Source organism: Caenimonas soli (assembly GCF_013155545.1).
Classification (GTDB): domain Bacteria; phylum Pseudomonadota; class Gammaproteobacteria; order Burkholderiales; family Burkholderiaceae_C; genus Ramlibacter; species Ramlibacter soli.
The window spans coordinates 282154-309061 of sequence record NZ_JABJVV010000003.1; the positions used below are offsets into that span (position 1 = coordinate 282154).

Annotated in this window: 25 protein-coding genes and 1 riboswitch; of the genes, 14 read left to right on the forward strand and 11 right to left on the reverse strand. The window is 66.6% G+C overall.

The annotated features are described in order from the left end of the window. Positions 1–7 precede the first annotated feature (7 nt). Positions 8–676, forward strand: coding sequence for a molybdate ABC transporter permease subunit (gene modB / locus HNE04_RS06585; protein WP_172217715.1), 669 nt, complete (start codon positions 8–10; stop codon positions 674–676). After that, positions 676–1791, forward strand: a complete 1116-nt coding sequence (locus HNE04_RS06590; RefSeq protein WP_328700272.1) for an ABC transporter ATP-binding protein — start codon at positions 676–678, stop codon at positions 1789–1791. The genes modB and HNE04_RS06590 overlap by 1 nt, the downstream gene beginning before the upstream one ends. Here the strand turns inward: HNE04_RS06590 and HNE04_RS06595 are convergent. Genes HNE04_RS06595 through HNE04_RS06605 form a run of 3 tightly spaced genes read right to left on the reverse strand, consistent with a single transcriptional unit; the run spans position 1779 to position 3579 of the window. Further along, positions 1779–1934, reverse strand: coding sequence for a hypothetical protein (locus HNE04_RS06595; protein ID WP_172217716.1), 156 nt, complete (start codon positions 1932–1934; stop codon positions 1779–1781). The genes HNE04_RS06590 and HNE04_RS06595 overlap by 13 nt on opposite strands. 41 nt (positions 1935–1975) lie before the next feature. Beyond that, the gene (locus HNE04_RS06600) at positions 1976–2380 is read right to left on the reverse strand and encodes a PaaI family thioesterase (protein WP_172217717.1); all 405 of its coding nucleotides are present in this window, start codon (positions 2378–2380) and stop codon (positions 1976–1978) included. Beyond that, positions 2380–3579, reverse strand: coding sequence for a threonine ammonia-lyase (locus HNE04_RS06605; protein WP_172217718.1), 1200 nt, complete (start codon positions 3577–3579; stop codon positions 2380–2382). Before HNE04_RS06605 ends, HNE04_RS06600 begins: the two co-directional genes overlap by 1 nt. Before the next feature lie 120 nt (positions 3580–3699). Between HNE04_RS06605 and HNE04_RS06610 the strand changes: the two genes are divergently transcribed. Next, on the forward strand, positions 3700–6000 hold the full coding sequence (locus HNE04_RS06610) for an ATP-binding protein (protein WP_172217719.1): 2301 nt from the start codon (positions 3700–3702) through the stop codon (positions 5998–6000). An 86-nt stretch (positions 6001–6086) separates the two neighbouring features. Here HNE04_RS06610 and recQ read toward each other — a convergent pair whose 3' ends face one another. Further along, positions 6087–7952, reverse strand: a complete 1866-nt coding sequence (gene recQ, locus HNE04_RS06615; protein ID WP_207717464.1) for a DNA helicase RecQ — start codon at positions 7950–7952, stop codon at positions 6087–6089. A 52-nt stretch (positions 7953–8004) separates the two neighbouring features. Here recQ and HNE04_RS06620 point away from each other — a divergent pair, with 52 nt between their 5' ends. After that, entirely contained in the window at positions 8005–9051 is a 1047-nt protein-coding gene (locus HNE04_RS06620) for a homocysteine S-methyltransferase family protein (RefSeq protein WP_172217720.1), read from the forward strand. Positions 9052–9357: 306 nt separating this feature from the next. Then, positions 9358–9807 (forward strand): Lrp/AsnC family transcriptional regulator, encoded by a 450-nt coding sequence (locus HNE04_RS06625; RefSeq protein WP_172217721.1) that lies wholly within the window; start codon positions 9358–9360, stop codon positions 9805–9807. A 3-nt stretch (positions 9808–9810) separates the two neighbouring features. Here the strand turns inward: HNE04_RS06625 and HNE04_RS06630 are convergent, their stop codons facing one another. Then, positions 9811–10884, reverse strand: coding sequence for a flavodoxin family protein (locus HNE04_RS06630; RefSeq protein WP_172217722.1), 1074 nt, complete (start codon positions 10882–10884; stop codon positions 9811–9813). A 95-nt stretch (positions 10885–10979) separates the two neighbouring features. Here HNE04_RS06630 and HNE04_RS06635 point away from each other — a divergent pair, with 95 nt between their 5' ends. Beyond that, positions 10980–11834, forward strand: a complete 855-nt coding sequence (locus tag HNE04_RS06635) for a PA4780 family RIO1-like protein kinase (protein ID WP_172217723.1) — start codon at positions 10980–10982, stop codon at positions 11832–11834. Here the strand turns inward: HNE04_RS06635 and HNE04_RS06640 are convergent. Then, complete coding sequence (locus HNE04_RS06640; RefSeq protein ID WP_235964821.1) at positions 11812–12450, reverse strand: Crp/Fnr family transcriptional regulator; 639 nt, start codon at positions 12448–12450, stop codon at positions 11812–11814. The genes HNE04_RS06635 and HNE04_RS06640 overlap by 23 nt on opposite strands. A gap of 13 nt (positions 12451–12463) precedes the next feature. Further along, positions 12464–12538: riboswitch (S-adenosyl-L-homocysteine riboswitch) on the forward strand. A gap of 41 nt (positions 12539–12579) precedes the next feature. On the opposite strand from HNE04_RS06640, the gene metH reads away from it, so the two are divergent. Further along, the gene (gene metH, locus HNE04_RS06645; protein ID WP_172217724.1) at positions 12580–15276 is read left to right on the forward strand and encodes a methionine synthase; all 2697 of its coding nucleotides are present in this window, start codon (positions 12580–12582) and stop codon (positions 15274–15276) included. 91 nt (positions 15277–15367) lie between these two features. Beyond that, positions 15368–15814: a glycine zipper 2TM domain-containing protein gene (locus HNE04_RS06650; protein ID WP_172217725.1), complete on the forward strand. Its 447-nt coding sequence runs from the start codon at positions 15368–15370 to the stop codon at positions 15812–15814. On the opposite strand, the gene HNE04_RS06655 is transcribed toward HNE04_RS06650, so the two are convergent. The 4 genes from HNE04_RS06655 to HNE04_RS06670 all read right to left on the reverse strand — a co-directional run bounded on the left by HNE04_RS06655 (position 15804) and on the right by HNE04_RS06670 (position 19832). Then, positions 15804–17006 (reverse strand): MFS transporter, encoded by a 1203-nt coding sequence (locus HNE04_RS06655; protein ID WP_172217726.1) that lies wholly within the window; start codon positions 17004–17006, stop codon positions 15804–15806. The genes HNE04_RS06650 and HNE04_RS06655 overlap by 11 nt on opposite strands. An 18-nt stretch (positions 17007–17024) precedes the next feature. Then, positions 17025–17516 carry a VOC family protein gene (locus HNE04_RS06660; RefSeq protein ID WP_172217727.1) on the reverse strand — a complete coding sequence of 164 codons (492 nt, stop codon included), beginning with the start codon at positions 17514–17516 and terminating at the stop codon, positions 17025–17027. An 18-nt stretch (positions 17517–17534) separates the two neighbouring features. Then, positions 17535–18209 carry a glutathione S-transferase family protein gene (locus HNE04_RS06665; RefSeq protein WP_172217728.1) on the reverse strand — a complete coding sequence of 225 codons (675 nt, stop codon included), beginning with the start codon at positions 18207–18209 and terminating at the stop codon, positions 17535–17537. A 90-nt stretch (positions 18210–18299) separates the two neighbouring features. Further along, complete coding sequence (locus HNE04_RS06670) at positions 18300–19832, reverse strand: YifB family Mg chelatase-like AAA ATPase (RefSeq protein ID WP_172217729.1); 1533 nt, start codon at positions 19830–19832, stop codon at positions 18300–18302. A 211-nt stretch (positions 19833–20043) separates the two neighbouring features. Here HNE04_RS06670 and HNE04_RS06675 point away from each other — a divergent pair, with 211 nt between their 5' ends. Genes HNE04_RS06675 through HNE04_RS06685 form a run of 3 tightly spaced genes read left to right on the forward strand, consistent with a single transcriptional unit; the run spans position 20044 to position 22736 of the window. Beyond that, positions 20044–20808, forward strand: coding sequence for a TorF family putative porin (locus HNE04_RS06675; protein WP_328700273.1), 765 nt, complete (start codon positions 20044–20046; stop codon positions 20806–20808). Between the two features lie 25 nt (positions 20809–20833). After that, on the forward strand, positions 20834–21172 hold the full coding sequence (glnK, locus tag HNE04_RS06680; protein ID WP_172217730.1) for a P-II family nitrogen regulator: 339 nt from the start codon (positions 20834–20836) through the stop codon (positions 21170–21172). A 34-nt stretch (positions 21173–21206) separates the two neighbouring features. Next, the gene (locus HNE04_RS06685; protein ID WP_172217731.1) at positions 21207–22736 is read left to right on the forward strand and encodes an ammonium transporter; all 1530 of its coding nucleotides are present in this window, start codon (positions 21207–21209) and stop codon (positions 22734–22736) included. 74 nt (positions 22737–22810) lie between these two features. Here HNE04_RS06685 and HNE04_RS06690 read toward each other — a convergent pair whose 3' ends face one another. Next, entirely contained in the window at positions 22811–23482 is a 672-nt protein-coding gene (locus tag HNE04_RS06690) for a hypothetical protein (protein ID WP_172217732.1), read from the reverse strand. Positions 23483–23566: 84 nt separating this feature from the next. Between HNE04_RS06690 and HNE04_RS06695 the strand changes: the two genes are divergently transcribed. The 3 genes from HNE04_RS06695 to glcF are packed head-to-tail and all read left to right on the forward strand — an operon-like array spanning position 23567 to position 26868. Beyond that, positions 23567–24487, forward strand: coding sequence for an SMP-30/gluconolactonase/LRE family protein (locus tag HNE04_RS06695; RefSeq protein ID WP_172217733.1), 921 nt, complete (start codon positions 23567–23569; stop codon positions 24485–24487). A gap of 51 nt (positions 24488–24538) precedes the next feature. Further along, entirely contained in the window at positions 24539–25633 is a 1095-nt protein-coding gene (gene glcE / locus HNE04_RS06700; protein ID WP_172217734.1) for a glycolate oxidase subunit GlcE, read from the forward strand. Positions 25634–25638: 5 nt separating this feature from the next. Further along, positions 25639–26868, forward strand: a complete 1230-nt coding sequence (gene glcF / locus HNE04_RS06705) for a glycolate oxidase subunit GlcF (RefSeq protein ID WP_172217735.1) — start codon at positions 25639–25641, stop codon at positions 26866–26868. Positions 26869–26908: the final 40 nt, after the last annotated feature.

The following is a 26908-nucleotide window of genomic DNA, read 5'->3' on the forward strand; positions in this document are numbered from 1 at the left end:
CCAGCTCATGGATTGGCAAGCTGCCCGCGTATCGCTGCTCTTGGCCGTGCTGACGGCGGTGCTGCTATTGCCGCCAGGCATTGCCTTGGCGCGCTGGCTGGCGCTCACTTCTTGGCGCGGCAAGCCGCTGGCCGAGGCCTTGCTGATGCTCCCCTTGCTGTTGCCGCCCACGGTGATCGGTTTCTATTTGCTGATCGCGTTCGGCCAGGGCTCGCCCCTGGGCGCCTGGCTGGCACGGCAGTTCGACCTGCGGCTGGTGTTCAGTTTCCAAGGCCTGCTGTTCGCAAGCCTGCTGGTGAACCTGCCCTTCATGGTCCAGCCGATCCAGCGAGCCTTTGCCGCCATCCCCAACTCCCTGCGCGAAGCGGCCTGGGTTTCCGGCCTGGGCGGCTGGCGCACCTTCCTCAAGATCGAGTTGCCACTGGCCTGGCCCGGCCTGTTGGGCGGTGTCGCGCTGACAGCCGCCCATACACTGGGCGAATTCGGCGTGGTGCTGATGGTCGGCGGCAGCATCGCCGGCGAAACGCGGACGCTGAGCATTGCCATCTACGACCGGGTGCAGGCTTTCGATCTGGCCGCGGCGCATGTGATGGCGCTGTCCCTCGTCGCCTGCTCGTTGGCGGCGGTGGCCCTGGTGTTCGCGGCCGACCGCCGCCGGCCTTTGCAGGAACGCTAGTGGGTACCCTGGCCGTCGCGCTGCACAACACCACGCCGATGAGGTTGGACGCGCGCTTTGAATGCGCGCCCGGCGAACTGGTGGCCCTGGTCGGCCCTTCGGGCAGCGGCAAGACCAGCCTGCTGCGTGCGGTCGCCGGCCTGCTGAAGAGCAAGAGTTTGAACGGGACGATTTCCGTTGGCGAGGACCTCTGGTTCGACAGCGAACGTGGCCTGAACCTGGCACCCCAGCAGCGCCAGGTGGGACTGGTGTTCCAGCACTACGCCCTGTTCCCCCACCTGAGCGCCATCGAAAACGTGCGGATCGCCGCGGCGGGCGGGACCTCCGAGCTGATCCACTCCTTGTTCGAACGACTGGGCTTGGCCGGGCTGGAGCAACGCCGGCCCGCCGAGCTGTCGGGCGGGCAGCAGCAGCGTGTGGCGTTGGCCCGGGCCTTGGCACGGCAACCCCGGGTGCTGCTGCTGGACGAGCCCTTCTCCGCCGTCGACGCCCCGGCCCGGCAAGCGCTGTACCGCGAACTGGCGGGGTTGCGCGAGAGCTTGTCCACCCCCATGGTGCTGGTGACCCACGACCTGGGGGAAGCGCGCCGGCTGGCCGACCGGGTGGTGATCCTCGATGCCGGCGAAACCCTGCAGACCGGCACGCCGTCCCATGTCTTTGCCAGTCCGCGCAACGCCCGGGTGGCCGAGCTGGTGGGAATACAAAACCATTTCCGCGGGCGCTTTCACAAGCAGGAGCCCGGTTGGGGCCGCCTGGACTGGGGCCCGGCCGATGGGGTGAGCCTGCGCGTGCTCGACAAGAACAGGATCGCCGACGGCGCGGCCGTGACCTGGGTGATCGCCGGCGACCATGTGGAGTTGCTGGCCGACGGCCCAGCCCAGCAAAACGTGCTGCGCTGCGAAATGTTCGAGCAGCTGGCGCTCGGCGAGACCAGCCTGTGCACGCTGCGGCCGCAAGGCCTGGGGCAGGAAATCGTGACGCTGAACCTGTCAACGGCCCAGCTGCGATCGCTCGAAGCCGGACCGGGCCGCTGGTTGCGGCTGCAGATCGCCCCGGAGGCGATCCACATCATGCCGCAGAAGGACGCTGCGGCGCGGGAGCTTCAGGCGACGTAGATGGCGATGAAGGCCAGCAGGAACATCAGCACGCCGCCCATGACCGGCAGCACGAGGGGCATCATCGGAACGATGGCTTCAACCCCGTCCTGAGGCTCGGGGTGGTGTTCGCCGTGGCTGTGGCGAGGTTCGGGGGTAGACATGGTGATTTCCTCTGGTACTGGGCCGATTTTAGCAAGGCCGCCTACAGCAGGGCGTAAGTGACGCTGGCGCGGCTCACGCTCTTGCCGTCGTCGGCGCCGCGGATATCGATCTCGCCGAAGGCCAGCGCCTTGCCCGCGCGCAACACCCGGGCCTGGACCAGCGCGTCCTGGTTCGACAGGGGCTTGAGGAAGCTGCTGTTCATCTGGACGGTGGTGCAGGGCCTGAACTGGCCGAACTGGTTGATGAGCGCCAGCACCATGGCGGTGTCGGCTGCCGCCATCATGGCCTGGCCGCAAAGCATGCCGCCGACGCGCGACAGCTGGGCGTTCTGCGGCAGGCGCAGGGTGACGCTGTCGGCGTCGAAACCTTCCACCTTCAGGCCCAGCGCCTGGACCCAGGGCGCGAAGTACTCGGCCAGCGCCGACAGAAGTGTTTCCTTGTCCATCACTGCTCCTGGGCCTGGAAGCCGCCGGCATGCAGGGCGGCCAGCACCGCCTGGATATGCTCGCGTCCGCGGGTCTGGATCACCAGCTCGATCTCCACGTTCTGCGCCGCCAGCACGGTGAACGCACGCTGGTGGTGGACCTCGTCGATGTTGGCGCCCGCTTCGCTGACGATGGCCGTGATGCGTGCCAGCGAGCCCGGCACGTCGCGCGCGCTCACGCGCACCCGCGCCAGCCGCCCGGCGCGAACCATGCCGCGTTCGATGATGGCCGCCAGCAGCAGCGGATCGATATTGCCGCCGCCCAGCACCAGGCCGATCTTGCGGCCGCGGAACCGGTCGGGGTGCTTCAGCAGTGCCGCCAGCCCGGCAGCACCGGCGCCCTCGACCAGGGTCTTTTCGATCTCCAGCAGCATGACGATCGCCTGCTCGATATCGCCCTCGTCCACCAGCAGCATGTCATCCACGTGCTTTTCGATGATGGCCTGGGTGATCTTGCCGGGTGTGCCGACCGCGATGCCCTCGGCGATAGTGCTGCCGCCCTGGGGCAGCGAGGCATGCTTCACGGCGTTGAACATGTTGGGAAAGCGCAGCGCCTGGACGCCGACGACCTCGATGCCGGGCTTGAGCGACTTGGCCGCCACCGCGATGCCGGCGATCAGGCCGCCGCCGCCCACGGCCACCACCAGGGTGTCGAGTTCCGGCACGGCCTGCAGCATCTCGATGCCGATAGTCCCCTGGCCGGCCACGATGGCCTCGTCGTCGTAAGGGTGGACGAAGGTCAGCTGCTGCTGCTCAGCCAGCTGCAGCACATGGCCGCGCGCCTCGTCCAGGGTATCGCCGTAGAGCACGACTTCGGGCCCGAAGCTGCGCGTGCGCTCCACCTTCACCCCCGGCGTGAAGCGCGGCATCACGATCACCGCCCGCAGGCCCAGGCGCTGGGCATGGTAGGCCACGCCCTGGGCATGATTGCCCGCGCTCATGGCGATCACGCCGCGGCGCTTTTCCTCGTCGCTGAGCTGTGCCAGCATGTTGCAGGCGCCGCGCTCCTTGAACGAGGCGGTGAATTGCAGGTTCTCGAACTTCAGAAACACCTGCGCACCGGTGATCTGCGAAATCGTGCGAGATTCCACGCAAGGCGTGTCGAGGACCTGCCCCTGCAGGCGTTGCGCGGCGGCGCGGATGTCGGCAAGTTCGATCATGGCGGGAATTGTCGCGGTAAAAGCCCGGCAAAGTGGGGGATTCCCCACAATCAGCGACTTCCATGTAGCATCAACTCGCGTTATCGTAAGCAAGCGCAATAGGTCCTGGAGGCCTTCCCCATGGTCAAGCGTTCGGCTGAACTGCAGGTACTTCCCTCACCGGGTCTGAAAGAGGCGCCGGTGCTGGACTTGATGTGCTCGCATTTCGTGCTGACGCTGGCGGCCAAGCAGGGCGGCAAGTTCAATGTGCGGCGCGACCTCAATGGCCTGCTGTCACTGGCCGGCCGCCACCTGGTGTGGCCGGCTCCGGCTCTGGCGCGGCTGCGCGAATTCCTCGCCCGCCGCTGCAAGGACAACGAGTTCTGGCGCGGCCACGAGGCGCTGTCCACGCAGGAGTTCCTCGATCGCCACGGTGTCTGGCGCGGCCCGTACGAAGAGGGCACCCTGTTCTTCTACCTCGATGAATACGCCAAGGACCAGCCCAAGGACCTGTTGTCGGTGCTGGCCGTCACCGGCGACTGGCTGACCCATGCGCTGAAGAAGCATTCGACGCTGGTGGAAAAGAACATCGACGCGCTCTCGGGCCTGTTGCAGCTGAACAAGGCGGAGCGCGCGCTGCTGCTTTACGGCACGCTGGCGCGTTACCAGCGCGACCTGCGCAGCATCCTGGTGGAGTTCAAGGTCAACAACGCGCCTGAAGCCTACGCCGCCATCGCCGAAATCGCCGGTGTGAACGCCGTGGAGGTCGGCGAGGCCTTGCGCGCCGGCTCGCGCCTGGAGCGCATCGGCCTGGTCGAGAACCTGATTTCCGAGCACAACATCACCGACCTGGCCGACCTGATGAAGGTCAGCGAAAAGCTGCCGCCGGTGCTGATGCGCGAATACCGCGACCAGAACGAGCTGATGGCCGTCTTCACGCGGCCTTCCGCCAAGAGCGCGCTGGCGCTGCATGACTTCAGTTTCGTCGAAGACGATGCGCAGGTCCTGTGCTCGCTGCTGCGCAATGCGGTGACGCGCAAGGAGGCGGGCGTCAATGTCTTGCTGTATGGGCCGCCCGGCACCGGCAAGACCGAGCTGGCCAAGGTGGTGGCGCAGGCCGCCGGCCTGGAACTGTTCGAGGTGGAGTACGCCGACCGCGACGGCAATTCGCTGAGCGGCCGCGACCGCTATCGCTCCTTGCAGATCGCGCAGGTGTTCCTCAAGGGCAGCGCGCAAGCCGCCCTGCTGTTCGACGAGGTGGAGGACGTGTTTCCGCCGATCTCCAGCGAGGCCGCGCAGCTGATGGCGCGAGCCGAGCAGGTGGTGGCGCCGCCCAACAGCAGCGTCAGCGGCAAGGCCTGGGTCAACCAGATCCTGGAATCCAACGCCGTGCCCACCATCTGGGTCACCAACCGCATCGAGCAGATCGACCCGGCCTTCCGCCGCCGCTTCGCCTACCACCTGGAACTGAAGTCGCCGCCGCCGGGCGCTCGCGAAGGGCTGGTGCGCAAGACGCTGGAAGGCGTCACCGTGTCGGAAGCCTTCGTCGGCAAGCTGACCGAGCGCAAGGGGCTAACCCCGGCCCAGATCCGCACCGCGGTGCGCTTCGCCGGGCTGGCCAGTGCGGACGGCAGCTCGATGGAAAGCCTGATCGAGCGCCAGCTGCGCAACTCGGACCAGGCGCTGGGCAACCGCGCCCACGACTCCGGCGAGCGCCGCAGCGTCACCACCTACGACCTGGACATGCTGAACGTGGAGACCCGCTTCGAAGTGCCGCGCATCGTGCAGGCGCTCAAGGCGCGCGGCCACGGCACCCTGTGTTTCTACGGCGCGCCCGGCACCGGCAAGACCGCGCTGGCGGAGCACATCGCCAAGAGCCTGGACAAGCCCCTGCTGATCAAGCAGGCCAGCGACCTGATGAGCAAGTATGTCGGCGAGACCGAGCAGAACATGGCCGGCATGTTCCGCGAAGCCGAGAACGAAAAGGCCGTGCTGCTGCTCGACGAGGCCGACAGTTTCCTGCAGGACCGGCGCGGCGCGCAGCGCACCTACGAGGTGACCGAGGTCAACGAGATGCTGCAGGGCATGGAGCGCTTCAACGGCATCTTTGTGTGCACCACCAACCTGATGGATCGCATCGACCAGGCGGCCTTGCGGCGCTTCACTTTCAAGATCCGCTTCAAGCCGCTGACGGCGGTACAGCGCGAAAAGATGTTCGTGACCGAAGCGCTGGGCGGTGATGCGGCCTTGCTGACGGACCAGACCCGGGCCCGCCTGTTGCGGCTGGAGCAGCTATGCCCCGGCGACTTCGCGGCCGTGAAGCGCCAAGTCGATATCCTGGACGCGCAGTTCGGCGTGGAAGAGTTCCTGGATCAGCTCGAGGCCGAGCACCGCATCAAGCCCGAGGTGCGCGAGGCGCGCAACATCGGGTTCTTGCAGTAGCGGGGTTCTGTCATTGCGGGCTCGACCCGCAATCCATGGCGGCGCGCCAAATACCTGGATGCCGGATCGAGTCCGGCATGACAAACCTAAGACACGCCGTCCACGACCCGCAGCACTTCTTCCCCATAGGCTTCGAGTTTCTTCGCGCCCAGCCCGCTGATGCCCTGCAGGTCGTCCAGCGATTGCGGCGCCAGCGCGGCGATGGCCGCCAGCGTTGCATCGTGAAAGATCACATAAGCCGGCAGGTTGTGGGAACGTGCCACTTCGGCGCGCCAGGCCTTGAGCGCGGCAAAGCGCGCCTGGCCCGCATCGGTCAAGCCGGCCGCCACCGCGGGGGCTGTTTTCGCGGTGGAGCCCTTGCGTCGGCGTGAGTCCGCCGGCAGCGACACCGACTCGCGCAGCTGCACCGGCGTTTCGCCCTTGAGCACGCCGCGCGAGCCGTCGGTGAGCTTCAAGGTGTTGAAGGCCTGGCCATCCACGGCCAGCGCACCGGTGGCGATCAGCTGGCGCAGCACGCCGCGCAGCTGCGCCTCGCTGAACTCCGCGCCGATGCCGAAGGTGCTGAGCTTGTCATGGGCAAACTGCGCCACCTTCTCGGTTTTCTTGCCGCGCAGGATGTCCATCACATGGCCGGCGCCGAAGCTGATGCCGCTTTGCTGCTGCACCCGATAGATGGTGGACAGCAGCTTGCGCGCGGCATCGGTGCCGTCCCAGATTTCGGGCGGGTTCAGGCAGTTGTCGCAGTTGCCGCAAGCTGTGGAGGCTTCACCAAAGTAGCCGAGCAGGCGCACCCGCCGGCAGTCGGTTGCTTCCGCCAGCGCCAGCAGCGCATCGAGCTTGCCCCGCATCACCTGCTTGAAGTCCTCGCCGGCCGGGCTCTCGTCGATCATGCGGCGCTGGTTCACCACGTCCTGCAGGCCGTAGGCCATCCAGGCGGCAGCGGGCAGCCCGTCGCGGCCGGCACGGCCAGTCTCCTGGTAATAGCCTTCGATGTTCTTGGGCATGTCCAGGTGCGCCACGAAACGCACGTCGGGCTTGTCGATCCCCATGCCAAAGGCAATGGTCGCCACCATCACGATCGCCTCTTCGCGGAGGAAGCGGTCTTGGTTGGCCTGCCGCACCTCGGAGTCCAGGCCGGCGTGATAGGGCAGGGCCCGGATGCCTTGCTGGCTCAGTGTCTGGGCGATCTCCTCGACCCGCTTGCGCGACTGGCAATAGACGATGCCGGCATCGCCCTCGTGCTCACGCTCTATGAAGCGCAGCAGCTGGGTGGTGGCATCCTTTTTCTCGACGATGGTGTAGCCAATGTTCGGGCGGTCGAAGCTGCTGATGAACTGGCGCGCCTGCTCCAGCTGCAGCCGCTCGACGATGTCCTCGCGGGTAATGGCATCGGCCGTGGCCGTCAGCGCGACGCGCGGCACCGAGGCATAGCGCTCGTGCAGCACCGTCAACGCCCGGTATTCGGGCCTGAAGTCATGGCCCCATTGGCTGACGCAATGGGCTTCGTCGATGGCGAACAAGCTGAGCTTGCCGCGCTCGTACAGCGAATCGAGCTGGGCCAGGAAGCGCGGCGTGGTCACCCGCTCGGGGGCGGCGTAAATCAGGGTGACGTCGCCGCGCAGCATGCGCTTTTCCACGGCGTTGGCCTGCTCGCCCGACAGGGTCGAGTTGAGGAACTCGGCCTCGACGCCGGCCTCATGCAGGGCGCCGACCTGGTCGTGCATCAAGGCGATCAGGGGCGACACCACGATGGCCACGCCATGGCCGGCGCGCTGGCGCGCAATCGCCGGGATCTGGTAGCACAGCGACTTGCCGCCGCCGGTGGGCATCAGCACCAGGGCATCGCCGCCGGCAATGACGTGATCGACGATGGCCGCCTGGGGCCCGCGAAACTGTTCGTAGCCGAATATTTCGTGGAGGATGGAGCGGGGCGGGGAGGGCGGTGGCAGCAAGATGGCCCGTATTGTCCAGGGAAAAGGCCGCGTTATCTACAATAAGGCCATCATGAAACCGATCATCTACACCCGCGGCCAGGCCCTGCCGGCCATCCTCGAGCAACGCATCGCGATTCTCGACGGCGCCATGGGCACGATGATCCAGCGTTTCAAGCTGACCGAGGCCAATTACCGCGGCGAGCGCTTCAAGGACCACCCCAAGGACCTGAAGAACAACGGCGAGCTGCTCAGCCTGACGCGGCCCGACGTGATCCGCGACATCCACGAGGGCTACCTCGCGGCCGGCACCGACATCATCGAGACCAATACCTTCGGCGCGACGCGCATCGCCCAGGACGACTACGAGCTGGGCCACCTGGCGCGCGAGATGAACCTGGAGTCGGCGAAGCTGGCGCGCGCCGCCTGCGACAAATTCTCGACGCCCGACAAGCCGCGCTTCGTTGCCGGCGCCCTCGGCCCCACGCCCAAGACGGCCAGCATCAGCCCGGACGTGAACGATCCGGCCGCCCGCAACGTCGATTTCGAGCAGCTGCGCTCGGCCTACTACGAGCAGGTCGAGGCGCTGGTGGAAGGCGGCTCCGATCTGCTGCTGGTCGAGACCATCTTCGACACGCTCAACGCCAAGGCCGCGCTGTTCGCCGTCGACGAGTATTTCGAGAAGTCAGGCGAGCGCCTGCCGCTCATCATCAGCGGCACCGTGACCGACGCGTCCGGGCGCATCCTCAGCGGCCAGACCGTCACGGCCTTCTGGTACAGCGTGCGCCATGCGCAGCCGCTGGCGATCGGCCTGAACTGCGCCCTGGGCGCGGCGCTGATGCGCCCGTACATCCAGGAGCTGGCCAAGGTGGCGCCGGATACCTTCATCAGCTGCTACCCGAACGCCGGGCTGCCCAATCCGATGAGCGACACCGGCTTCGATGAAACGCCCGACGTCACTGCGCGGCTGCTGCGCGAGTTTGCCGCCGAAGGCCTGGTGAACATCGTCGGCGGCTGCTGCGGCACGACGCCGGAGCACATCGCCGCGATCCGCCAGGCGGTCGAGCCGCTGCCCATCCGGTCGTTGCAGAAATCGTTCTTCTATAAAGAAGCGGCCTGAGAAGGCTGACCCGGGAACACGCCTTCGACGAACGGTGAGATATTCGCCAGCATCCGCGCCACGTATTCCTCCTTTTCCCCGACCGGTGCGACGCGAAGCTACTGATCCCAACGGGTCACCTATTGAGTCGGGCCGCCAGCGGGCGGTAACCCGCTGGCGCCTTGTCATCCGCATGCGCGGGTAGCGCATCCGTCGTGCATCAAGTTTGATCGTCCCGGTGGCGAAAGTCTTTCCGTTTTTTCGGCCTTTGATGCTTCAGGCAGGAAAATTTCCTGAATGGAGTGACCAAGCAGATAATCCATCTGCATGGACCAAATCGACCGAAAAATCCTCAAGGTGTTGCAGGCCAACGCCCGGGCCAGCCTGCAGGAGATTGGCCAGGCCGTCGGCCTGAGCAGCTCGCCTTGCTGGGAGCGCATCCGCAAACTGGAGCAGTCCGGGGTGATCGAGGGCTACACGGTGCGGCTCAATGCGCAAGGACTCGGGCTGGCTGACACGGTGCTGGTCCAGTTGACCTTGGACAGCCATACCGACAACACGCTGGAAAAATTCGGCGAGACGCTGGCGGCGATTCCCGAGGTGATCGAGGCCTACCTGGTCTCCGGCGAATACGACTACCTGCTGCGGGTGGCGGTGAAGGACACACGCGATTACGAGCGACTGCTGCGCGAACGCCTGTACAAAATCAAAGGCATACGCCACAGCAAGTCGAGCTTCGTGCTGCGCACCTTGAAGAAGGCCGACCTGCCGCTGTGACCGCTACTTCTGCCGTGGCGTTCGCAGCCCACGGTCCGGAGTGCTCAAGGTCCCCTTGCGAACTTCCTGCACGGCCCGGGCCACCGCGCGGGCCGTGTTGCGGACTTCCTCGGCCACCGCATGGTCGGCGTCCAGCGCCTCGTGGCTGGTGGCGTAGGGCTCGTAATAGCCGATGTAGCGGTCCAGCCGGCTGGCCGGGCCGGCATCGATGAGCCCCATCCAGTCCAGCCAGTCGCACAGCGACCGGCGCGCGCCTTCGATGCCGGCCACGTCGCCGTGCACCACCACCCCGTAGGTCCGCCCGGCCAGGTGCTTGGGATAGGGCCAGCCCTCCAGCTCGACCGCCTTGGCCTTTGCCGGGTCCTTGCCGCCGGTCAGCGTCGGGTCCGGATTGCCACCGTCGGCGCAGACCAGGCGATCCATCATCAGCTTGAGCGGGCTGGCCGCCTGGTACCAGTGCGTGGGCGTCAGCAGCAACACGCCATGGGCCGAGACCCAGCGCTCGTAGATCTCCGCCATCCAGTCGCCGATCTGGCCCAGCGCATGGTTGGGGTAGCAGCTGCAGGGCCAGTGGCACAGCGGCATGGCGGTGGACACACAGCCCTTGCAAGGATGGATGTGCCGCTGATAGTCCGAGGTCAGCAGGCTCAGGTCCAGCAGGTCCACCTGCATGGCTTCGGCGCGCAGGGCCTCGGCCGCGAACTGGGCCAGCCGCCAGGTCTTGGAGATTTCGCCGGGACAGGTGCCGTCGTTGCGCGGTCCGCCGGCGATCACCAGCACCTGGGAGGGCGTGCTCGCCTCCTGCCAGCGGGCCTGGGCCGCCTGCAGCCGCTGGCGGGTCTCGATCCACTCCACCGACAGGTCGTAATCCGGGTCGGCGAATCCGGGCCCGGCCTTGCGCGTGTAGGGCGCCTTGCGGCCTTCCTGGTAGGCGTCCCAGGCGATGGCTTCCAGGCGGTCGATCGCCGCGCGCTCCTTGTCATAGGCGGGATCGTAGAACTTCTGGAAAAAGATATTCTTGAAAGTTTCGCGCGGATGAGGCGGCGGCGCTTGGCCTTTGCGGACTGTCGACGGCATGGAAATCCTTCCTGGACAACGGCGATCCTCATTCTGTATCGGTGCACGCAAACCGTGGGTAACAGGGCCAGCCCGACAGGGGGCGACAATACGGGATGAAAGCACCCAAGCGCCTGCAGTCCCTGGTCGAAGAAGGCCTGATCGATACCGTGGTGCGCCAGCTGATGAGCGGCAAGGAAGCCGAGGTCTACGTGGTGCGCTGCGGCGAGGAAACGCGCTGCGCCAAGATCTACAAGGAAGCCACGCAGCGCAGCTTCCGCCAGGCCGTCGACTACACCGAGAACCGCAAGGTCAAGAACACCCGCCAGGCCCGCGCCATGGCCAAGGGCACCCGCTTTGGCAGGGAAGCGGCAGAGGCAGCCTGGCAAAGCGCCGAGGTCGATGCCCTGCATCGCCTGGCCGCCGCCGGCGTGCGCGTGCCCAAGCCCTACAACTTCTGGGAGGGCGTGCTGCTGATGGAACTGGTGGCCGACGAGCATGGCGATGCAGCGCCGCGCCTGAACGACGTGACCTTCTCGCCCGAAGAGGCGCGCGTCCACCACGCCACGCTGCTGGTGGAAGTGGTGCGCATGCTTTGCGCCGGGGTGGTGCACGGCGACCTGTCGGAGTTCAACATCCTGCTGGCGGCGGACGGGCCGGTGATCATCGACCTGCCGCAGGCGGTGGACGCCGCCGGCAACAACCACGCCAGCCGCATGCTGCTGCGCGATGTCGGCAACCTGCGGGCCTTCTTCGGCCGCTTCGCGCCGGAGCTGCTGGAAACCCACTACGGGCCGGAGATCTGGCAGCTCTATGAGCGCGGCGTGCTGAGCCCGGAGTCGGCGCTGACCGGCCGCTTCGAGAAGAAGGCCGGGCCGGTGGACATGGGGGGTGTGCTGCGCGAGATCGACGATGCGCGCGACCAAGAGGCGGCGCGGCTGCTGCGGCTCAGAGCGGCATCAGTTCGTTGATCTCTTCGTTCATCGCCTGCGTCAGCTGGGCGTAGAGCTTGAGCTTTTCCTGGCTCTCGCGCATGCGCTGGGCGATGCGCAGCGAGACCGCCATCATCAGCTTGGCGGCTGTGCGCGGGTCGTCGCTCAGCAGCTGGTTCAGGGCATCGCGGGTGAGGATGGCGCAGCGCAGGTCCGACATCGCGGTGCAGGAGGCCGAGCGCGGGGACCCATCCAGCAGGCCCATTTCGCCGATCAGGTTGCCGGGGCCGAGCACCGTGACCGTGATCGGCGCCGTGCGGCTGACCACGATGGTTTCTATCGTGACTTCGCCGTCCAGCACCAGCAGCATGAAACCGGTGTTGTCGGTGTCGCCTTCCCGGATGAAGGTCGTGCCCTCGGGAATCCGGCGCGGCTGCATATAAGCCACGATGGCGCGGGCCTCGTCGTGGCTGAGCTGCATCAGGGCGCTGGGGGCCGTCAGCATGTCGGCCGCCCGATCCGCCGCCGTGGAACCTGCGATCTGGCGCAGCCGCTCCTCGCGGATGCGCGGATCGACCGGCTCGGCAGCCTTTTTGCCGAGCAGGCGGCCTATCATGCCGGGAACAGGTGTAGCGATGGTCTGGGCGGGCTGCATTTAGAATCGATGCTATTCCAAGGAGCGCTGCAGCGATTAAGCATTTTGCCTAACGTCAGGCTTGGGATCCCAACCGCGCTCACCTGTACCGAAACAAGGTGAGAGATGCGCGAGCTTGAAGTACCCCCCATGAAGTTGTCCGGCCTGGAGCCCGTCGCGATCGGGCCCGGGAGTTTGTTCGTCAACATCGGCGAGCGCACCAACGTCACCGGTTCCAAGGCCTTCGCCCGGATGATCCTGAACGGCCAGTTCGAGGAAGCCCTGGCCGTGGCGCGCCAGCAGGTCGAGAACGGCGCCCAGGTGATCGACATCAACATGGACGAGGCCATGCTGGATAGCAAAGCCGCCATGGTGCGCTTCCTGCACCTGATCGCCAGCGAGCCCGACATCGCGCGCGTTCCGATCATGGTGGACTCTTCCAAATGGGAAGTGATCGAGGCCGGCCTGCGCTGCATCCAGGGCAAGGGCATCGTCAACTCGATCTCCATGAAAGAAGGCGTGGAGGCCTTCAAGCACCAGGCCAAACTGGTCAGGCGCTACGGAGCGGCCGCCGTGGTGATGGCCTTCGACGAGAAAGGCCAGGCCGACACCTACGAGCGCAAGATCGAGATCTGCGAGCGGGCCTACCGGCTGCTGGTCGACGAGATCGATTTCCCGCCCGAGGACATCATCTTCGATCCCAACATCTTCGCGATCGCCACCGGCATCGAGGAGCACGACAACTACGCGGTGGACTTCATCAACGCCACGCGCTGGATCAAGCAGAACCTGCCGGGCGCCAAGGTGTCGGGCGGCGTGTCCAACGTCAGCTTCTCCTTCCGCGGCAACGACCCGGTGCGCGAGGCCATCCATACCGTGTTCCTGTATCACGCGATCCAGGCCGGCATGGACATGGGCATCGTCAACGCCGGCATGGTCGGCGTGTACGACGAGCTCGATGCGGAACTGCGCGAGCGCGTGGAGGACGTGGTGCTGAACCGCCGGCCCGACGCCGGCGAGCGGCTGGTCGAGATCGCCGAGTCGGCCAAGGGCGCCGCCAAGGACGACAGCAAGAGGAATGAATGGCGCGCCGGCACGGTCGAGCAGCGCCTGTCGCACGCGCTGGTCGCCGGCATCACCGACTTCATCACGGAAGACACCGAGGAAGCCTACCAGGCCATCCTGGCCAAGGGCGGCCGGCCGCTGCACGTGATCGAAGGCCCGCTGATGGACGGCATGAACATCGTGGGCGACCTGTTCGGCCAGGGCAAGATGTTCCTGCCGCAGGTGGTGAAGTCGGCTCGCGTGATGAAGCAGGCCGTGGCCCACCTCATCCCCTACATCGAGGAAGAAAAAAAGCAGCAGGCGGCAGCCGGCGAGGACGTCAAGGCCAAGGGCAAGATCATCATCGCCACCGTCAAGGGCGACGTGCACGACATCGGCAAGAACATCGTCACCGTCGTGCTCCAGTGCAACAACTTCGAGGTGGTGAACATGGGCGTGATGGTGCCCTGCCACGAGATCCTGGCGCGCGCCAAGGTCGAGGGTGCGGACATTGTCGGCCTGTCGGGACTGATCACGCCCTCGCTGGAGGAGATGCAGTACGTCGCCAGCGAGATGCAGAAGGACGATCATTTCCGCATCAAGAAGATTCCGCTGTTGATCGGCGGAGCGACGACCAGCCGCGTCCACACGGCCGTCAAGATCGCGCCGCACTATGAAGGGCCCGTGGTCTATGTGCCCGACGCGTCGCGCAGCGTCAGCGTGGCGCAGGGCCTGCTGTCCGACCAGGCCGCCAAGTACATCGCCGAGGTCAACGCCGACTACGACAAGGTCCGCTTCCAGCATGCCAACAAGAAGCAGGTGCCGCTGTGGCCCCTGGCCAAGGCGCGCGCCAACAAGACGCCGATCGATTGGGCCGGCTACCAGCCGCCCGAGCCCAAGTTCCTGGGCCGCCGCGTGTTCAAGAACTTCGACCTGACCGAGCTGGCCAAGTACATCGACTGGGGCCCGTTCTTCCAGACCTGGGACCTGGCCGGGCCGTTCCCCGCCATCCTCAAGGACGAAGTGGTGGGCACCGAGGCCGTCCGCGTCTATGCCGACGGCCAGCGCATGCTCAAGCGCCTGATCGAAGGCCGCTGGCTCACGGCCAATGGCGTGATGGGCTTCTGGCCCGCCAACAGCGTCAACGACGACGACATCCAGCTCTACACCGACGAGTCGCGCGAGCGGGTGGCCATGACCTGGTGGGGCCTGCGCCAGCAGACCGAGAAGCAGGAGATCGAGGGCAAGATGCGGCCCAGCCGCTGCCTGGCCGATTTCGTCGCGCCCAAGGGCGTGGCCAAGGATTACGTGGGCGTGTTCGCCGTCACGGCCGGCATCGGCATCGAGAAGAAGGAGAAGTACTTCCTCGATGACCTGGACGACTACTCGTCGATCATGCTCAAGGCCCTGGCCGACCGGCTGGCCGAGGCCTTTGCCGAGGCGTTGCACGATCGCGTGCGCAAGGACCTGTGGGGCTACGCGCCGCAGGAGTCGCTTTCGATCGAGGAGCTGATCGCCGAGAAGTACCGCGGCATCCGTCCCGCGCCGGGCTACCCGGCGTGCCCGGACCACAGCGTCAAGCGCGACATGTTCGAGCTGCTGCAGGCGCAGGACATCGGCATGGAGCTGACCGAGAGCCTGGCGATGATGCCGGCCGCGAGCGTCAGCGGCTTCTACCTGGCCCACCCGGACTGCACCTATTTCAACGTCGGCAAGATCGGCGAGGACCAGTTGAACGACCAGGCGCGGCGGCGCGGCGCCGATGTTGCGCAATTGAGCCGTCTGCTGGCGCCCAACTTGTAAGCGTTCGTAGAAGCTCCATCGCAACCAGCTCATCTGTCGGCGAGCGGCCTGCGTCGGACGTTATGCAGGCCTATAACCCACGGAGACCGCGATGAAGAAATTGTTCCTGGCTACCATGCTGTTGACCTCGGTGGCAGGTGCTTTCGCCCAGCCGGCGGAGCCTCCGGGCCGGGCCCTCGGCCACCGACTCAAGGTCGCAGCGCTGTGCGACAACTGCGGCAAGGTCCAGAGCGTGCGGGAAGAAAAGCGCAAGGGTGAGGGCGGGGCCGTCGGGATCGTGGGCGGCGCCGTGGTCGGTGGCCTGCTGGGCAACCAGGTCGGCAAGGGAACGGGCAACACCGTGGCCACCGTCGGCGGTGCGGTCGCGGGCGGCTTCGTCGGCAACGAGGTGCAAAAGAAGGTCACCAGCAAAACCGTCTGGGTGACCTCCGTCAAGCTAAAGGACGGCACGGTAAGGAATTTCGAGCAGGCCGCCAAGCCCACCTGGCAAGCCGGCCAAGTGGTCAAGGTGTCGGGCAACACCCTGCTCAAGTCCTGACGGCGCGGCGCTGGGCCTGCATCAGCGCCAGCACCGAAATCACGCTCACGGCCAGCAGCAGCCACAGGCCCCATGCGTAGCCGGCCTGCGCGCTCCACAGCACGCCCAGCAGAAATGGCGCCAGCGCCCGGGCCAGCGCCGAGGGCAAGCCCAGCGCGCCGTTGAGCGAGGCCACATGGTCGCGGCTGACGTACTGCGCGATCGCCGTGCCCTTGACGATCGTCATCATGCCGTTGCCCAGGCCATAGAGCAGCACGAACAGCAGGGCGGCCCAGGGGTGGCCGGCGCCGGCCAGGAGTGCGGCCAGGCCCAGCGGGATCAGCATCGGTATCAGGCGGTTGGCCAGGTGCAGGTCGAAGTGGTGTTCGAAGAAGTACAGCAGCAGCCGCCCCAGCACCTGGATCAGGCCGATGCTGGCGGGAATGGCGATCACCCAGGCCTCGGCCAGGCCGGTGCCGCGCAACAGGCTGATCATGTGCGCAGGCAGCGCCGCCGTCACGGCCATCATGCCCACCACGAAAACGCCGACCAGCAGGAAGGGGGCACTGCGCATGTGCAGCGATGCGGAAGCCGGCCTCCCGGCGGATTCGCGCGCCGGCCTGGCCCGCGGAGCCCCGCGCAGCTGCACGGCATGCAAGGGCGCGCAGACCAGCAGATGAAAGGCGGCCAGCACCCACAGCGCGTGGCGCCAACCGAGCGACTGGATCAACCAGGCCGACAGCGGGATAAACACCGTGCTGGCCAGGCCGCCCAGAAAAGTGAGCGTAATGATGGCGCGCCGGAAGTCGTCGGGAAAGCGGCGCGTGACCACGGCGAACACGGGGTTGTACAAGGTGGCGGCCAGCCCTGCGCCTAGGCCTATCCATGCCGCATAGAAGCCGGCCACGCTGCTCACCACGCTGTGCAGCAGCAGACACAGGCCCACCAGCAGCGAGCCGCCGGTCATCACCGCACGCTCATGGCCGCGATCGATCCAGCGGCCAACCGGATAGGCCAGTACGCCCTCGGCCAGCAAGGCCAGGCTGAACGCCAGGGATGACTGGGCCCGGGTCAGACCCAGCTCACGCTCTACCGGCTCCATCAGCAGCGCGAAGGTGTAGAACACGCTGCCCCAGGTGATCAACTGTCCCACCGACAGCCAGGCCACCAGCCGACGGTTGTGCGTGGGCTGGGGGTTTGGCTCGGCGGTCATGCGCCGATTGTCGTCGCCTCAAGTCGAGTTGTCGGACTTGGCCGCGGTCCAGCGCTGCAGCGTGTCACGTGCGCCGTTACGGGCCGGGTCCATCAGCGCGTCATGGCTGGCGCGTTTGGCGCACAGCTCGATGACGTAGCCGTCGGGATCGCGAAAGTAGATCGAGTCGATCATGCCGTGGTCGGAGGGGCCCCGGACTTCGATGTTCAGTTCACGGCCCTTGGCCAACATCGGCTGCAAGTCCTCGGCGTCGACTTCCAGCGCGATGTGCAGGTCGAAGTCGTGCTGCTTCTTGAACTCGAATGGCATCTCCCGCGACTCGAAGAATGCCAGGTGCGACCCATCGGCCAGCCGGTAGAAGGTGTGCAGCGTCTGCGTGGCGCGCCCGGTCTTGCTCTCATTGATTTCCAGCGTCTTGACCAAAGGCAAGCCGAGGAAGTCTTCGTAAAAACGCCGGGTTTGTTCCGAGTCACTGCAGCGGTAGGCGTTGTGGTGCAGTTTGCGGATCATGGCGGGCTTCCTTTCGCGTCACACCGCAACCATGGCCTTGCCCTTGAAAGACGCGGCATAGCCATCGATCACCTCGTACACCTTCGGCCAGCTCTTGAGCGCCTTCATGCGGCCGAGCCACTGCTTGACGTTGGGATAGTCCGCCAAGTCGCTGCCGATCACCTCGGCCAGCGCCACGTATGACGCGGCATGGTAGTCGGCGATGGTGATCTCCTGGCCGCACAGGTACTTGTTGCCTGGGCCGAGAACGTGCTTGTCGAGAACCTCCAGCCAAGCCTGTGCCCGCGCTTTCCCGCGCTCCAGCGTGGCGGCCTGTGCTTCGTCGCTGCGGCGCTTGTGGGTGTCGAAGATCTGCGGGTACACCAGGGCGTAGACCAGATCGCTGCACAGCTGCGTGTTGGTCCAATCCATGCGTTCGTTCACACGGGCACGCCGCTGCAAATCCTTGGGGTAGGCGGGCGACCCGATCTTGTCGGCCAGATACTTCAGGATCGCCGAGTTCTCGGTGAGGATGAAGTCGCCGTCCTCCAGCGTGGGAATCAGCTTATTGGGATTGAGCGCCGCGTAGGGCGGCTGCATATGTTCGCCGGTGAACAGGTCCACCACCTGCAACTCCAGCGGGATGCCGCTTTCCGCGGCAAACAGCATGATGGGGCGGCTTGTGGTCGAGATGGGATGGTAGTAGAGCTTCATGGGGGCCTTCCTTTAAGCCTGGATGTCGCCGAGGAACCAACAATAGGCGCCTGCGGCCTTGGCGTCCATCTCATCATGGGCGGGCCCGCATCATCGACCGGCTTGATGCGCCAATCCCCGGCGGTACTGCACGGCCTCTGCGACATGTGCCACTTGCGTGGTTGCCGAGCCGGCCAGGTCGGCGATCGTACGGGCCACCTTGAGCGCTCGATGGGTGGAGCGGGCGCTCCAACCCAGGCGCGCCGCTGCGATGTTCAGGAATTTGCCTGCCGCGTCGTCGAGTGCGACGTGGATGTCGATCTCCTTGCCCTGCAGGCCCTGGTTGGCCTTGCCCTGGCGCCGCACGGCGCGGTCGCGGGCAACCTCGCAGCGCTCGCGGATCGCCTGGGTCGATTCACCGGCGGGCGCCGTGAGCAATTGCTCGGGCGGCAGGGTGGGCACATCCACATGCAGGTCGATGCGGTCCAGCAGCGGCCCGCTCAACTTGCCCTGGTAGCGCGACACCTGGTCCGGCGTGCAGCGGCAGGCCTTGTGCGGGGCGCCCAGCCAGCCGCAAGGGCAGGGGTTCATCGCGCCGACGAACTGGAATCGCGCTGGAAACTCCGCCCGGCGCGCCGCCCGCGAAATCGTGATCTGGCCTGTTTCCAACGGCTCGCGCAAGGCTTCCAGCGCAGCGCGCGGAAACTCGGGCAATTCATCGAGGAACCGCACGCCGTTGTGCGCCAGCGAGATCTCGCCCGGCCGAGGCGGCGAGCCCCCGCCCACCAGGGCCACGGCGCTCGACGTGTGGTGCGGGCTGCAGGTCGGCCGCAAGCCCCAGCGCTGCTGCGAGAACTGGCCCACTAGGCTGGCGATGGCGGCGCTTTGCAGTGCTTCTTCCACCGTCATCGGCGGCAGCAAGCCGGCGAAGCGCTGGGCCAGCATCGATTTACCGGAGCCTGGCGGGCCCAGCATCAACAGGCTATGGCCGCCGGCCGCGGCAATTTCCAGCGCGCGCTTGGCCCCGGCTTGGCCTTTGACGTCGGCCAGATCCGGATAGTCGGCCGAAGCCGCCTGGGGCTGCGCGACCACGCGGCTCCAGCCCTCGCCGGGATCCGGCTCCTGACCCGGCAGGAACTGGCGCACCACGTCCAGGAGATGGTTGGCCCGATACACCTGGGCCTGCGGCACCAGCGCGGCTTCTTCCGCGCTGCCGGGCGGCAACACCAGCTTGGCCGTGCCGCCCGCCGTGTGCAAGGCCAGGCTCATGGCCAGCGCGCCACGCACCGGCCGCAACTCGCCGGACAGGGAAAGCTCGCCGCCGAACTCCCAGCCCGCCAGGCGCGCGGCATCGATTTGCCCGCTGGCCGCGAGGATGCCCAGCGCGATCGGCAGGTCGAAGCGGCCCGAGTCCTTGGGCAGGTCCGCCGGTGCCAGGTTCACGGTGATGCGCTTGTTGTGCGGAAATTCCAGGCCGCAGTTCTGGAGGGCCGAACGCACCCGCTCCCTTGCCTCCTTCACTTCCACGTCGGCCAGCCCCACCAAGGTAAAGCAGGGCAGGCCATTGGCCAGATGCACCTCCACGGTCACGGCGGCGGCTTGAAGGCCGAGCAGCGCCCGACTCTGCACCAAAGACAAGCTCATCGAAGATCTACTCCCCATTCAGGTGCATGTTTGCAGCTGGTGCGAAAAACAAGGACATTCCGCACCAAGAGCGTGCGTTCGCCGGTTTTCGCCACGGCTGTGCTTGAGTAACGGCAGCGGCCCATGCATCGTGGACTGCCAAGGCAGTCTTGTGACTTATGGCACGCCTCCTGCTTAGGTTGAGTTCAAATTTTTTCTTCAGGAGAACTCAGTGGAACTCAAGATCACCAAAAAGATGGTTCTGGCTGCCCTGGCTGTGTCCGGCGCCGCGTTTGCCCAGACCAAGGCCCCGGAACCGGACTACACCCTGTCCTACAACGTGGGCGTGGTGAGCGACTACCGTTATCGCGGTCTTTCCCAGTCCGGCAGGAAGCCGGCCCTGCAAGGCGGCGCGGACTTCGCGCACAAGAGCGGCTTCTACCTGGGCACCTGGGCCTCCACGATCCGCTGGATCAAGGACACCGCTCCCGGCCTGAAGGGTTCCGCCGAAGTCGACCTGTACGGCGGCTACAAGGGTTCCATCACCGATACCTTCTCGTACGACGTCGGTGGCCTGGGCTACTGGTACGTCGACAACAACTACAAGAACGCCACCGGCGAAAACGCCAATACGTTCGAGCTGTACGGCGCCGTTTCCGCCGGCCCGGCCACGGTCAAGTACTCGCACGCCCTCACCACGCTGTTCGGCGCCCCCAACAGCAAGAACAGCGGCTACCTGGACCTGAGCGCCACCTTCGACGTGGGCAATGGCCTGTCCGTCGTGCCGCACGTCGGCTGGCAGAAGATCCGCAACTTTGGCACCTACATGGACTACTCGGTGACGGTTGCCAAGGACTTCAGCGGCCTCGTCCTGAGCGGCGGTGTGGTCGGCACCAACTGGAAGGACCATTTCGGCTTCCCCGCCACGTTGCCTGGCAGCGGCACCAAGGACCTCGGCAAGGCTGGCCTGGTCGTGGGCCTCAAGAAAACCTTCTGAGCTGCAAGTTTCCAAAGGAGCAGATATGAAACTCGTAACGGCCATCATCAAGCCATTCAAGCTGGACGAAGTGCGTGAAGCACTCTCCGGCATCGGGGTGCAGGGCATCACCGTGACCGAAGTCAAGGGCTTCGGGCGCCAGAAGGGCCACACCGAGCTGTATCGCGGCGCGGAATATGTCGTGGACTTCCTGCCCAAGGTGAAGATCGAAGCGGCGGTGGCCGACGAGTTGGTCGACCGCGTGATCGAGGCCGTCGAGGCGGCCGCCCGCACCGGCAAGATCGGCGACGGGAAAATCTTTGTCTACAACCTCGAGCAGGTCGTGCGCATCCGCACCGGCGAAACCGGCAAGGAGGCGCTGTAACCACAGCGACCCCCTTCACAACAGAGAGACGAACATGAGAAAACTTCTTGCCTCCCTGGCCCTGGGCCTGGGCCTGTTGACCGGCGGCGCTGCCGCCTTGGCGCAAGCGCCCGCGGCACCCGCCGCGGCGCCGGCAGCCACTGCATCCGAAGCGGCGCCCGCGGCGGCAGCCACGGCAGCTCCGGCTGCTGCTGCCCCTGCCGCGGCCGCCGCCGCGTCGGCTCCGGCCGCCGCAGCACCCGCACCCGCTGCCGTCCCCAACAAGGGCGACACCGCGTGGATGACGGTGGCCACCTTGCTGGTGATCCTGATGACCATCCCGGGCCTGGCCCTGTTCTATGGCGGCCTGGTCCGCAGCAAGAACATGCTGTCCGTGCTGATGCAGGTCTTCGTGGTCACCGCGCTGATCTACGTCTTGTGGACGCTGTACGGCTATAGCGTGGCCTTCACGGCCGGCAACCCGTTCATGGGAAGCTTCGACAAGGTCTTCCTGAAGGGCATCACGCCGGACTCGATCGCCGCGACCTTCAGCAAGGGCGTCGTGATTCCCGAGCTGAGCTTCGTTGCCTTCCAGGCCACCTTCGCCGCCATCACCTGCGCGCTGATCGTGGGCGCCTTCGCCGAGCGCATCAAGTTCTCGGCGGTGCTGCTGTTCGTGGCCATCTGGTTCACCTTCAGCTACCTGCCGATCGCCCACATGGTCTGGTACTGGGACGGCCCGGACGCGATCACCGATGCGGCTTCGCTGGAGAAAGTCACGGCAGCGGCCGGCTGGCTCTGGGCCAAGGGCGCGCTCGACTTCGCGGGCGGCACCGTGGTGCACATCAACGCCGGTGTCGCCGGTCTGGTGGGTGCCTATGTGATCGGCAAGCGCATCGGCTACGGCAAGGAATCACTCACGCCTCACAGCCTGACCTTGACCATGGTTGGCGCCTCGCTGCTGTGGGTGGGCTGGTTCGGCTTCAATGCCGGCTCCAACCTGGAAGCCAACGGCGTCGCCGCCCTGGCCTTCATGAACACGCTGGTCGCCACCGCCGCCGCTACGTTGTCCTGGATCTCCGGTGAGGCGCTGACCAAGGGCAAGGGCTCGATGCTGGGCGCCGCTTCCGGCGCCGTCGCCGGCCTGGTGGCCATCACCCCGGCTTGCGGCTTCGTCGGCCCGATGGGCGCGCTCGTGATCGGCCTGCTGGCCGGCCTGATCTGCCTGTGGGGTGTCAACGGCCTGAAGCGCCTGCTGGGCGCCGACGACTCCCTGGACGTGTTCGGCGTGCACGGCGTCGGCGGTATCCTGGGTGCGCTGCTGACGGGCGTGTTCGCCGCGCCCTCCCTGGGCGGCACCGGCGTGTACGACTACGTGGCCAACAAGGTCAACCCCGACTACTCGATCGGCGGCCAGGTCTGGATCCAGTTCCAGGCCGTGCTGACCACGGTGGTCTGGTCGGCTGTCGTCGCCTTCATCGCCTACAAGATCGTGGATCTGGTGATCGGCCTGCGCGTCTCCGAAGAGGAAGAGCGCGAAGGCCTGGACATCTCGTCCCACGGCGAAACCGCCTACAACCGATAACCCGGCATCGGGATAACCAGCAAGTCTCCTTTGGATGTTCGGCCCGCGGTGCTTGCACTGCGGGCCGTTTTTTTTCAGGCGGCCGGGATGGTGAGGCGGACCTGCTCGCCGCTGCGGTCGACTGCGATGCCGTCGGCGCGGGCCAGGGCCTCGACCTCGTGCCACTCCAGCAGCCGGTAGGGTGCGTCGCCGGCAAAACCCGGCGAGCCCTGGCCGGGCCGGACGGCCACGGTGAGCATCGCCTGCCCCGAGCCGGGCTGAGCCGATACCACCAGGTCAGCGGGGGAAGTCACGCGGTCGGTCAGCGCCAGCAAGCAGGCCGGCAGCACGTTGCGCAAGCCCGCGCGCGCCACCGGCAAGGAAACGCTTCCCACCTCATCCTTGAGCGTGAAGCCGCGGAAGTTGAAACCGCTGCGCAGCAGCGCCATGCATTCGCCGACGCCCTCGTCCAGCGCGACAACGGCGCCACTTTCGGGGGCCAGCCAGGACACGACGTCCAGGCAGGACTGAACGGCCGCGCGCGAGAAGCCGTTGATCTTGGTCATGCTCTCGTGCATCTGCGCCAGGTCGGGCGAAGCCGACTGCAGCCGGCGTTCCATCACCTCGGTGATCATGCCGATCGGCTGGAGGTGGACCACCATATGGTGCCGCATGGCAAAGGCCAGCCGCCGCAACAGGGCATAACGTGCGGCCTCTACCAGTCGGTCGGGCGCCGGGTCCAATAGGGTTTCTTGTTTGTCTGGCATTGCCTTCATTCCAAGCGTGCGCTTATGTTACCGGTTTGCACCTGCGGCGGGCCTCATCGGCGCGGGCGAGGCACAATCATGGGCATGAATTCCTGGACCGCCGTGGTCGCCGCCCCGGACCAATTGGGCGAATCGCCGTTCTGGCATCCGCAGGAACGCATGCTCTATTGGGTGGACATCCCCGCGAGGCAGATCCGCCGGGTGGACCCTGGTACCGGTGAGGTACAAAGCTGGGCTGTGCCGATGGAGCCGGGCTGCATCGCGCCCATGCGCGGCGGCGGCCTCGCCATCGCGCTGCGCGACGGCATCTACTGCGCGCGCAGCTGGGGCGGCCCGCTCCGCCTCGTCGCCCGTTTCAGCCACGACATCGCCACCACCCGTTTCAACGACGGCAAGGCCGATCCCGCGGGGCGTTTCTGGGCCGGCACCATGTACGAGCCGCGCGACGCCCGAAAGGCCGAGCTGTATTCCATTGACCTGCGCGACTCCAGCGCCAAGCCCCTGATCGAGCTGAAGGCGCACAACGCGGTCATCGCCAATGGCCTGGCCTGGTCGCCCGACGCGTCCACCGTGTACTGGGCCGACACGCCCCACCATCTCATCTATGCCTGGGACTGGGACGCCCACAGCAATGTGATGAGCAAGCATCGCGTGTTCCATGAGTTTCCGGCCAAGCCGGCGGGCTGGAAGCCCGGCGAGCTGGGTTACGGCGGCCGTCCGGACGGAGCGACGGTGGACGCCCAGGGCAACTACTGGGCGGCGATGTTCGAAGGCCAGCGGCTGGTCAAGTTCTCGCCCGCCGGGCAACTGCTGGAGGAGGTCGCGCTGCCGGTGCGCTGCCCCACCATGCCCTGCTTCGGCGGCGACGACCTCAAGACCTTGTACGTGACCAGCGCCAGCTACAACCGCTCCGAGGCGGAACTGAAGGAACTGCCGCTGTCCGGCTGCGTGATCGCGACGCGGGTCGGCGTGCCGGGCCTGCCGGTGAATTTCGTCAGCGACTGATTTCAAAAAGATCAACCAGGCCGCGCCCGGGCGACGCTTACCATCGACGGCATGGACCTCATCCTTGATTCGATGATCGAGCGCATCCGCGCCGCTGCCGACAGCGGCACGCCGCTGCGCCTGCGCGGTGGCGGCAGCAAGGATTTCTACGGCGAACCCGCGCGGGGCGAGTTGCTGGACACCCGGCCCCTTGCCGGCATCACCAGTTATGAGCCGACCGAACTGGTGGTCACCGTGCGCGCCGGCACGCCGCTGGCCGAGCTGGAGGCGGTGTTGGCCGAGCGCGGCCAATGCCTGCCGTTCGAGCCGCCGCATTTCTCCGGCGGTGCCACCGTGGGCGGCATGGTCGCCGCGGGCTTGAGCGGGCCGGCCCGTGCCAGCGCCGGCGCGGTGCGCGACTTCGTGCTGGGGCTCACCATGGTCAATGGACGCGGCGAGCCGCTGACGTTCGGCGGCCAGGTCATGAAGAACGTGGCGGGCTATGACGTCTCGCGCCTCATGGCCGGTGCGCTGGGTACCCTGGGCTTGATTGTCGAGGTCAGCCTGAAAGTGCTGGCCGTGGCGCCGGCAGAGGCCACGCTCAAATTCGAGATGAGCCAGGCGGAAGCCCTGCGCCGGCTGAACGACTGGGGCGGCCGGCCCTTGCCGCTGAACGCCAGTTGCTGGGTCGATGACGCCGGGCTCAAGACCTTGTACCTGCGCTTGCGCGGCGCCGTCGCTGCCGTCGAGGCTGCATGCAAGTCGCTGGGTGGCGAGCGCCAGGACAACGCCCAGGTGGCGCCGGACTGGACCTTGTGCCGCGACCAGCGCCTGCCCTGGTTCGAGGAGCGCGGGCAGCGCGATCTGTGGCGCCTGTCGGTGCCGCAGACCGCGCCGGCGCTCGACCTGCCGGAACCGCCCCTGATGGAGTGGCACGGTGGCCAGCGCTGGGTGCGCGCCGAACCCGCCGACGCGCCGCGCTTGCGCGAGGCGGCCTTGCGCGCCGGCGGCCACGCCACGCTGTTCATTCCCGCCGGCGGGCGCGACAGCGCCGTGCTTCGGTTCACTCCCTTGCCGCCGCAGCTGGATCGAATCCACCGCGAACTCAAACGCGAGTTCGATCCCGCCGGCATCTTCAATCGCGGCCGTCTGTATCCCGACATGTAGCCGCCATGCAAACGAATCTCTCCCCTGAATTCAAGGACACGGCGGAGGGCCGCGAGGCCGAGGCCATCCTGCGCAAGTGCGTGCACTGCGGCTTCTGCACCGCGACCTGTCCGACCTACCAGATCCTCGGTGACGAACTCGATGGCCCGCGCGGGCGCATCTACCTGATCAAGCAGGTGCTCGAAGGCGAGGCGCCCACCCGCAAGACGCAGCTGCACCTGGACCGCTGCCTGACCTGCCGCAACTGTGAAAGCACCTGTCCCAGCGGCGTGGAATACGGCCACCTCGCCGACATCGGCCGCCGGATCGTGGAAGAGAAAGTGCCGCGTGGCGCCGGCTCGAAGGCGCTGCGCTGGGCCCTGAAGGAGGGCCTGACTTCGCCCTTGTTCGGCCCGGCGATGAGGCTGGGCCAGGCGCTGCGTCCCTTGCTGCCGCAGGCGCTGAAAGACAAGGTGCCGCCCCGGCGGGACGCCGGCCGCCTGCCGACCCGCGAGCATGCGCGCAAGGTGTTGATGCTGGCCGGCTGCGTGCAGCCGGCCATGGCCCCCAACATCAACAGTGCGACGGCGCGCGTGCTCGACGCGGCCGGGATACAGACCGTGGTGGCACGCGAGGCGGGCTGTTGCGGCGCGGTCAAGTTCCACCTCAACGACCAGGAGGGCGGCCGGGCCCAGATGCGGGCCAATATCGACGCCTGGTGGCCCGATGTGCAAAGCGGCCGCGTCGAAGCCATCGTCATGAACGCCTCGGGCTGCGGTGTCACGGTGCGGGAGTATGCCCATCACCTGCAACACGACCCGGAGTACGCATCCAAGGCCCGGCGCATCAGCGAGCTCACGCGCGACTTGAGCGAGTTGCTGCCCGAGTTGGTGCCGGCATTGCTGGGCAAGGTGAAGCCCGCGCCGGGATTGCTGGCCTTCCATCCACCCTGCACCCTGCAGCACGGCCAGCAATTGCGCGGCGGTGTCGAGAGCTATCTCGGCCAGCTCGGCTTCACGGTCCGTGTGGCCCTGAACGAGTCGCATCTGTGCTGCGGGTCGGCCGGAACCTATTCGGTCTTGCATCCCCAGATGGCGCATGAGCTGCGCGACCGCAAGCTCGGGCACCTGGCTGATCTGCAGCCGCAGGCCATCATTTCCGCCAACATCGGCTGCATCACCCATTTGCAGAGCGGGACCGCCACGCCGGTGCGGCACTGGGTCGAGGTGCTGGACGACGCATTGTCGGACTCCTGACAACACCTTGTCAGGAGACCCGCGGCACAGTAACGTCCCT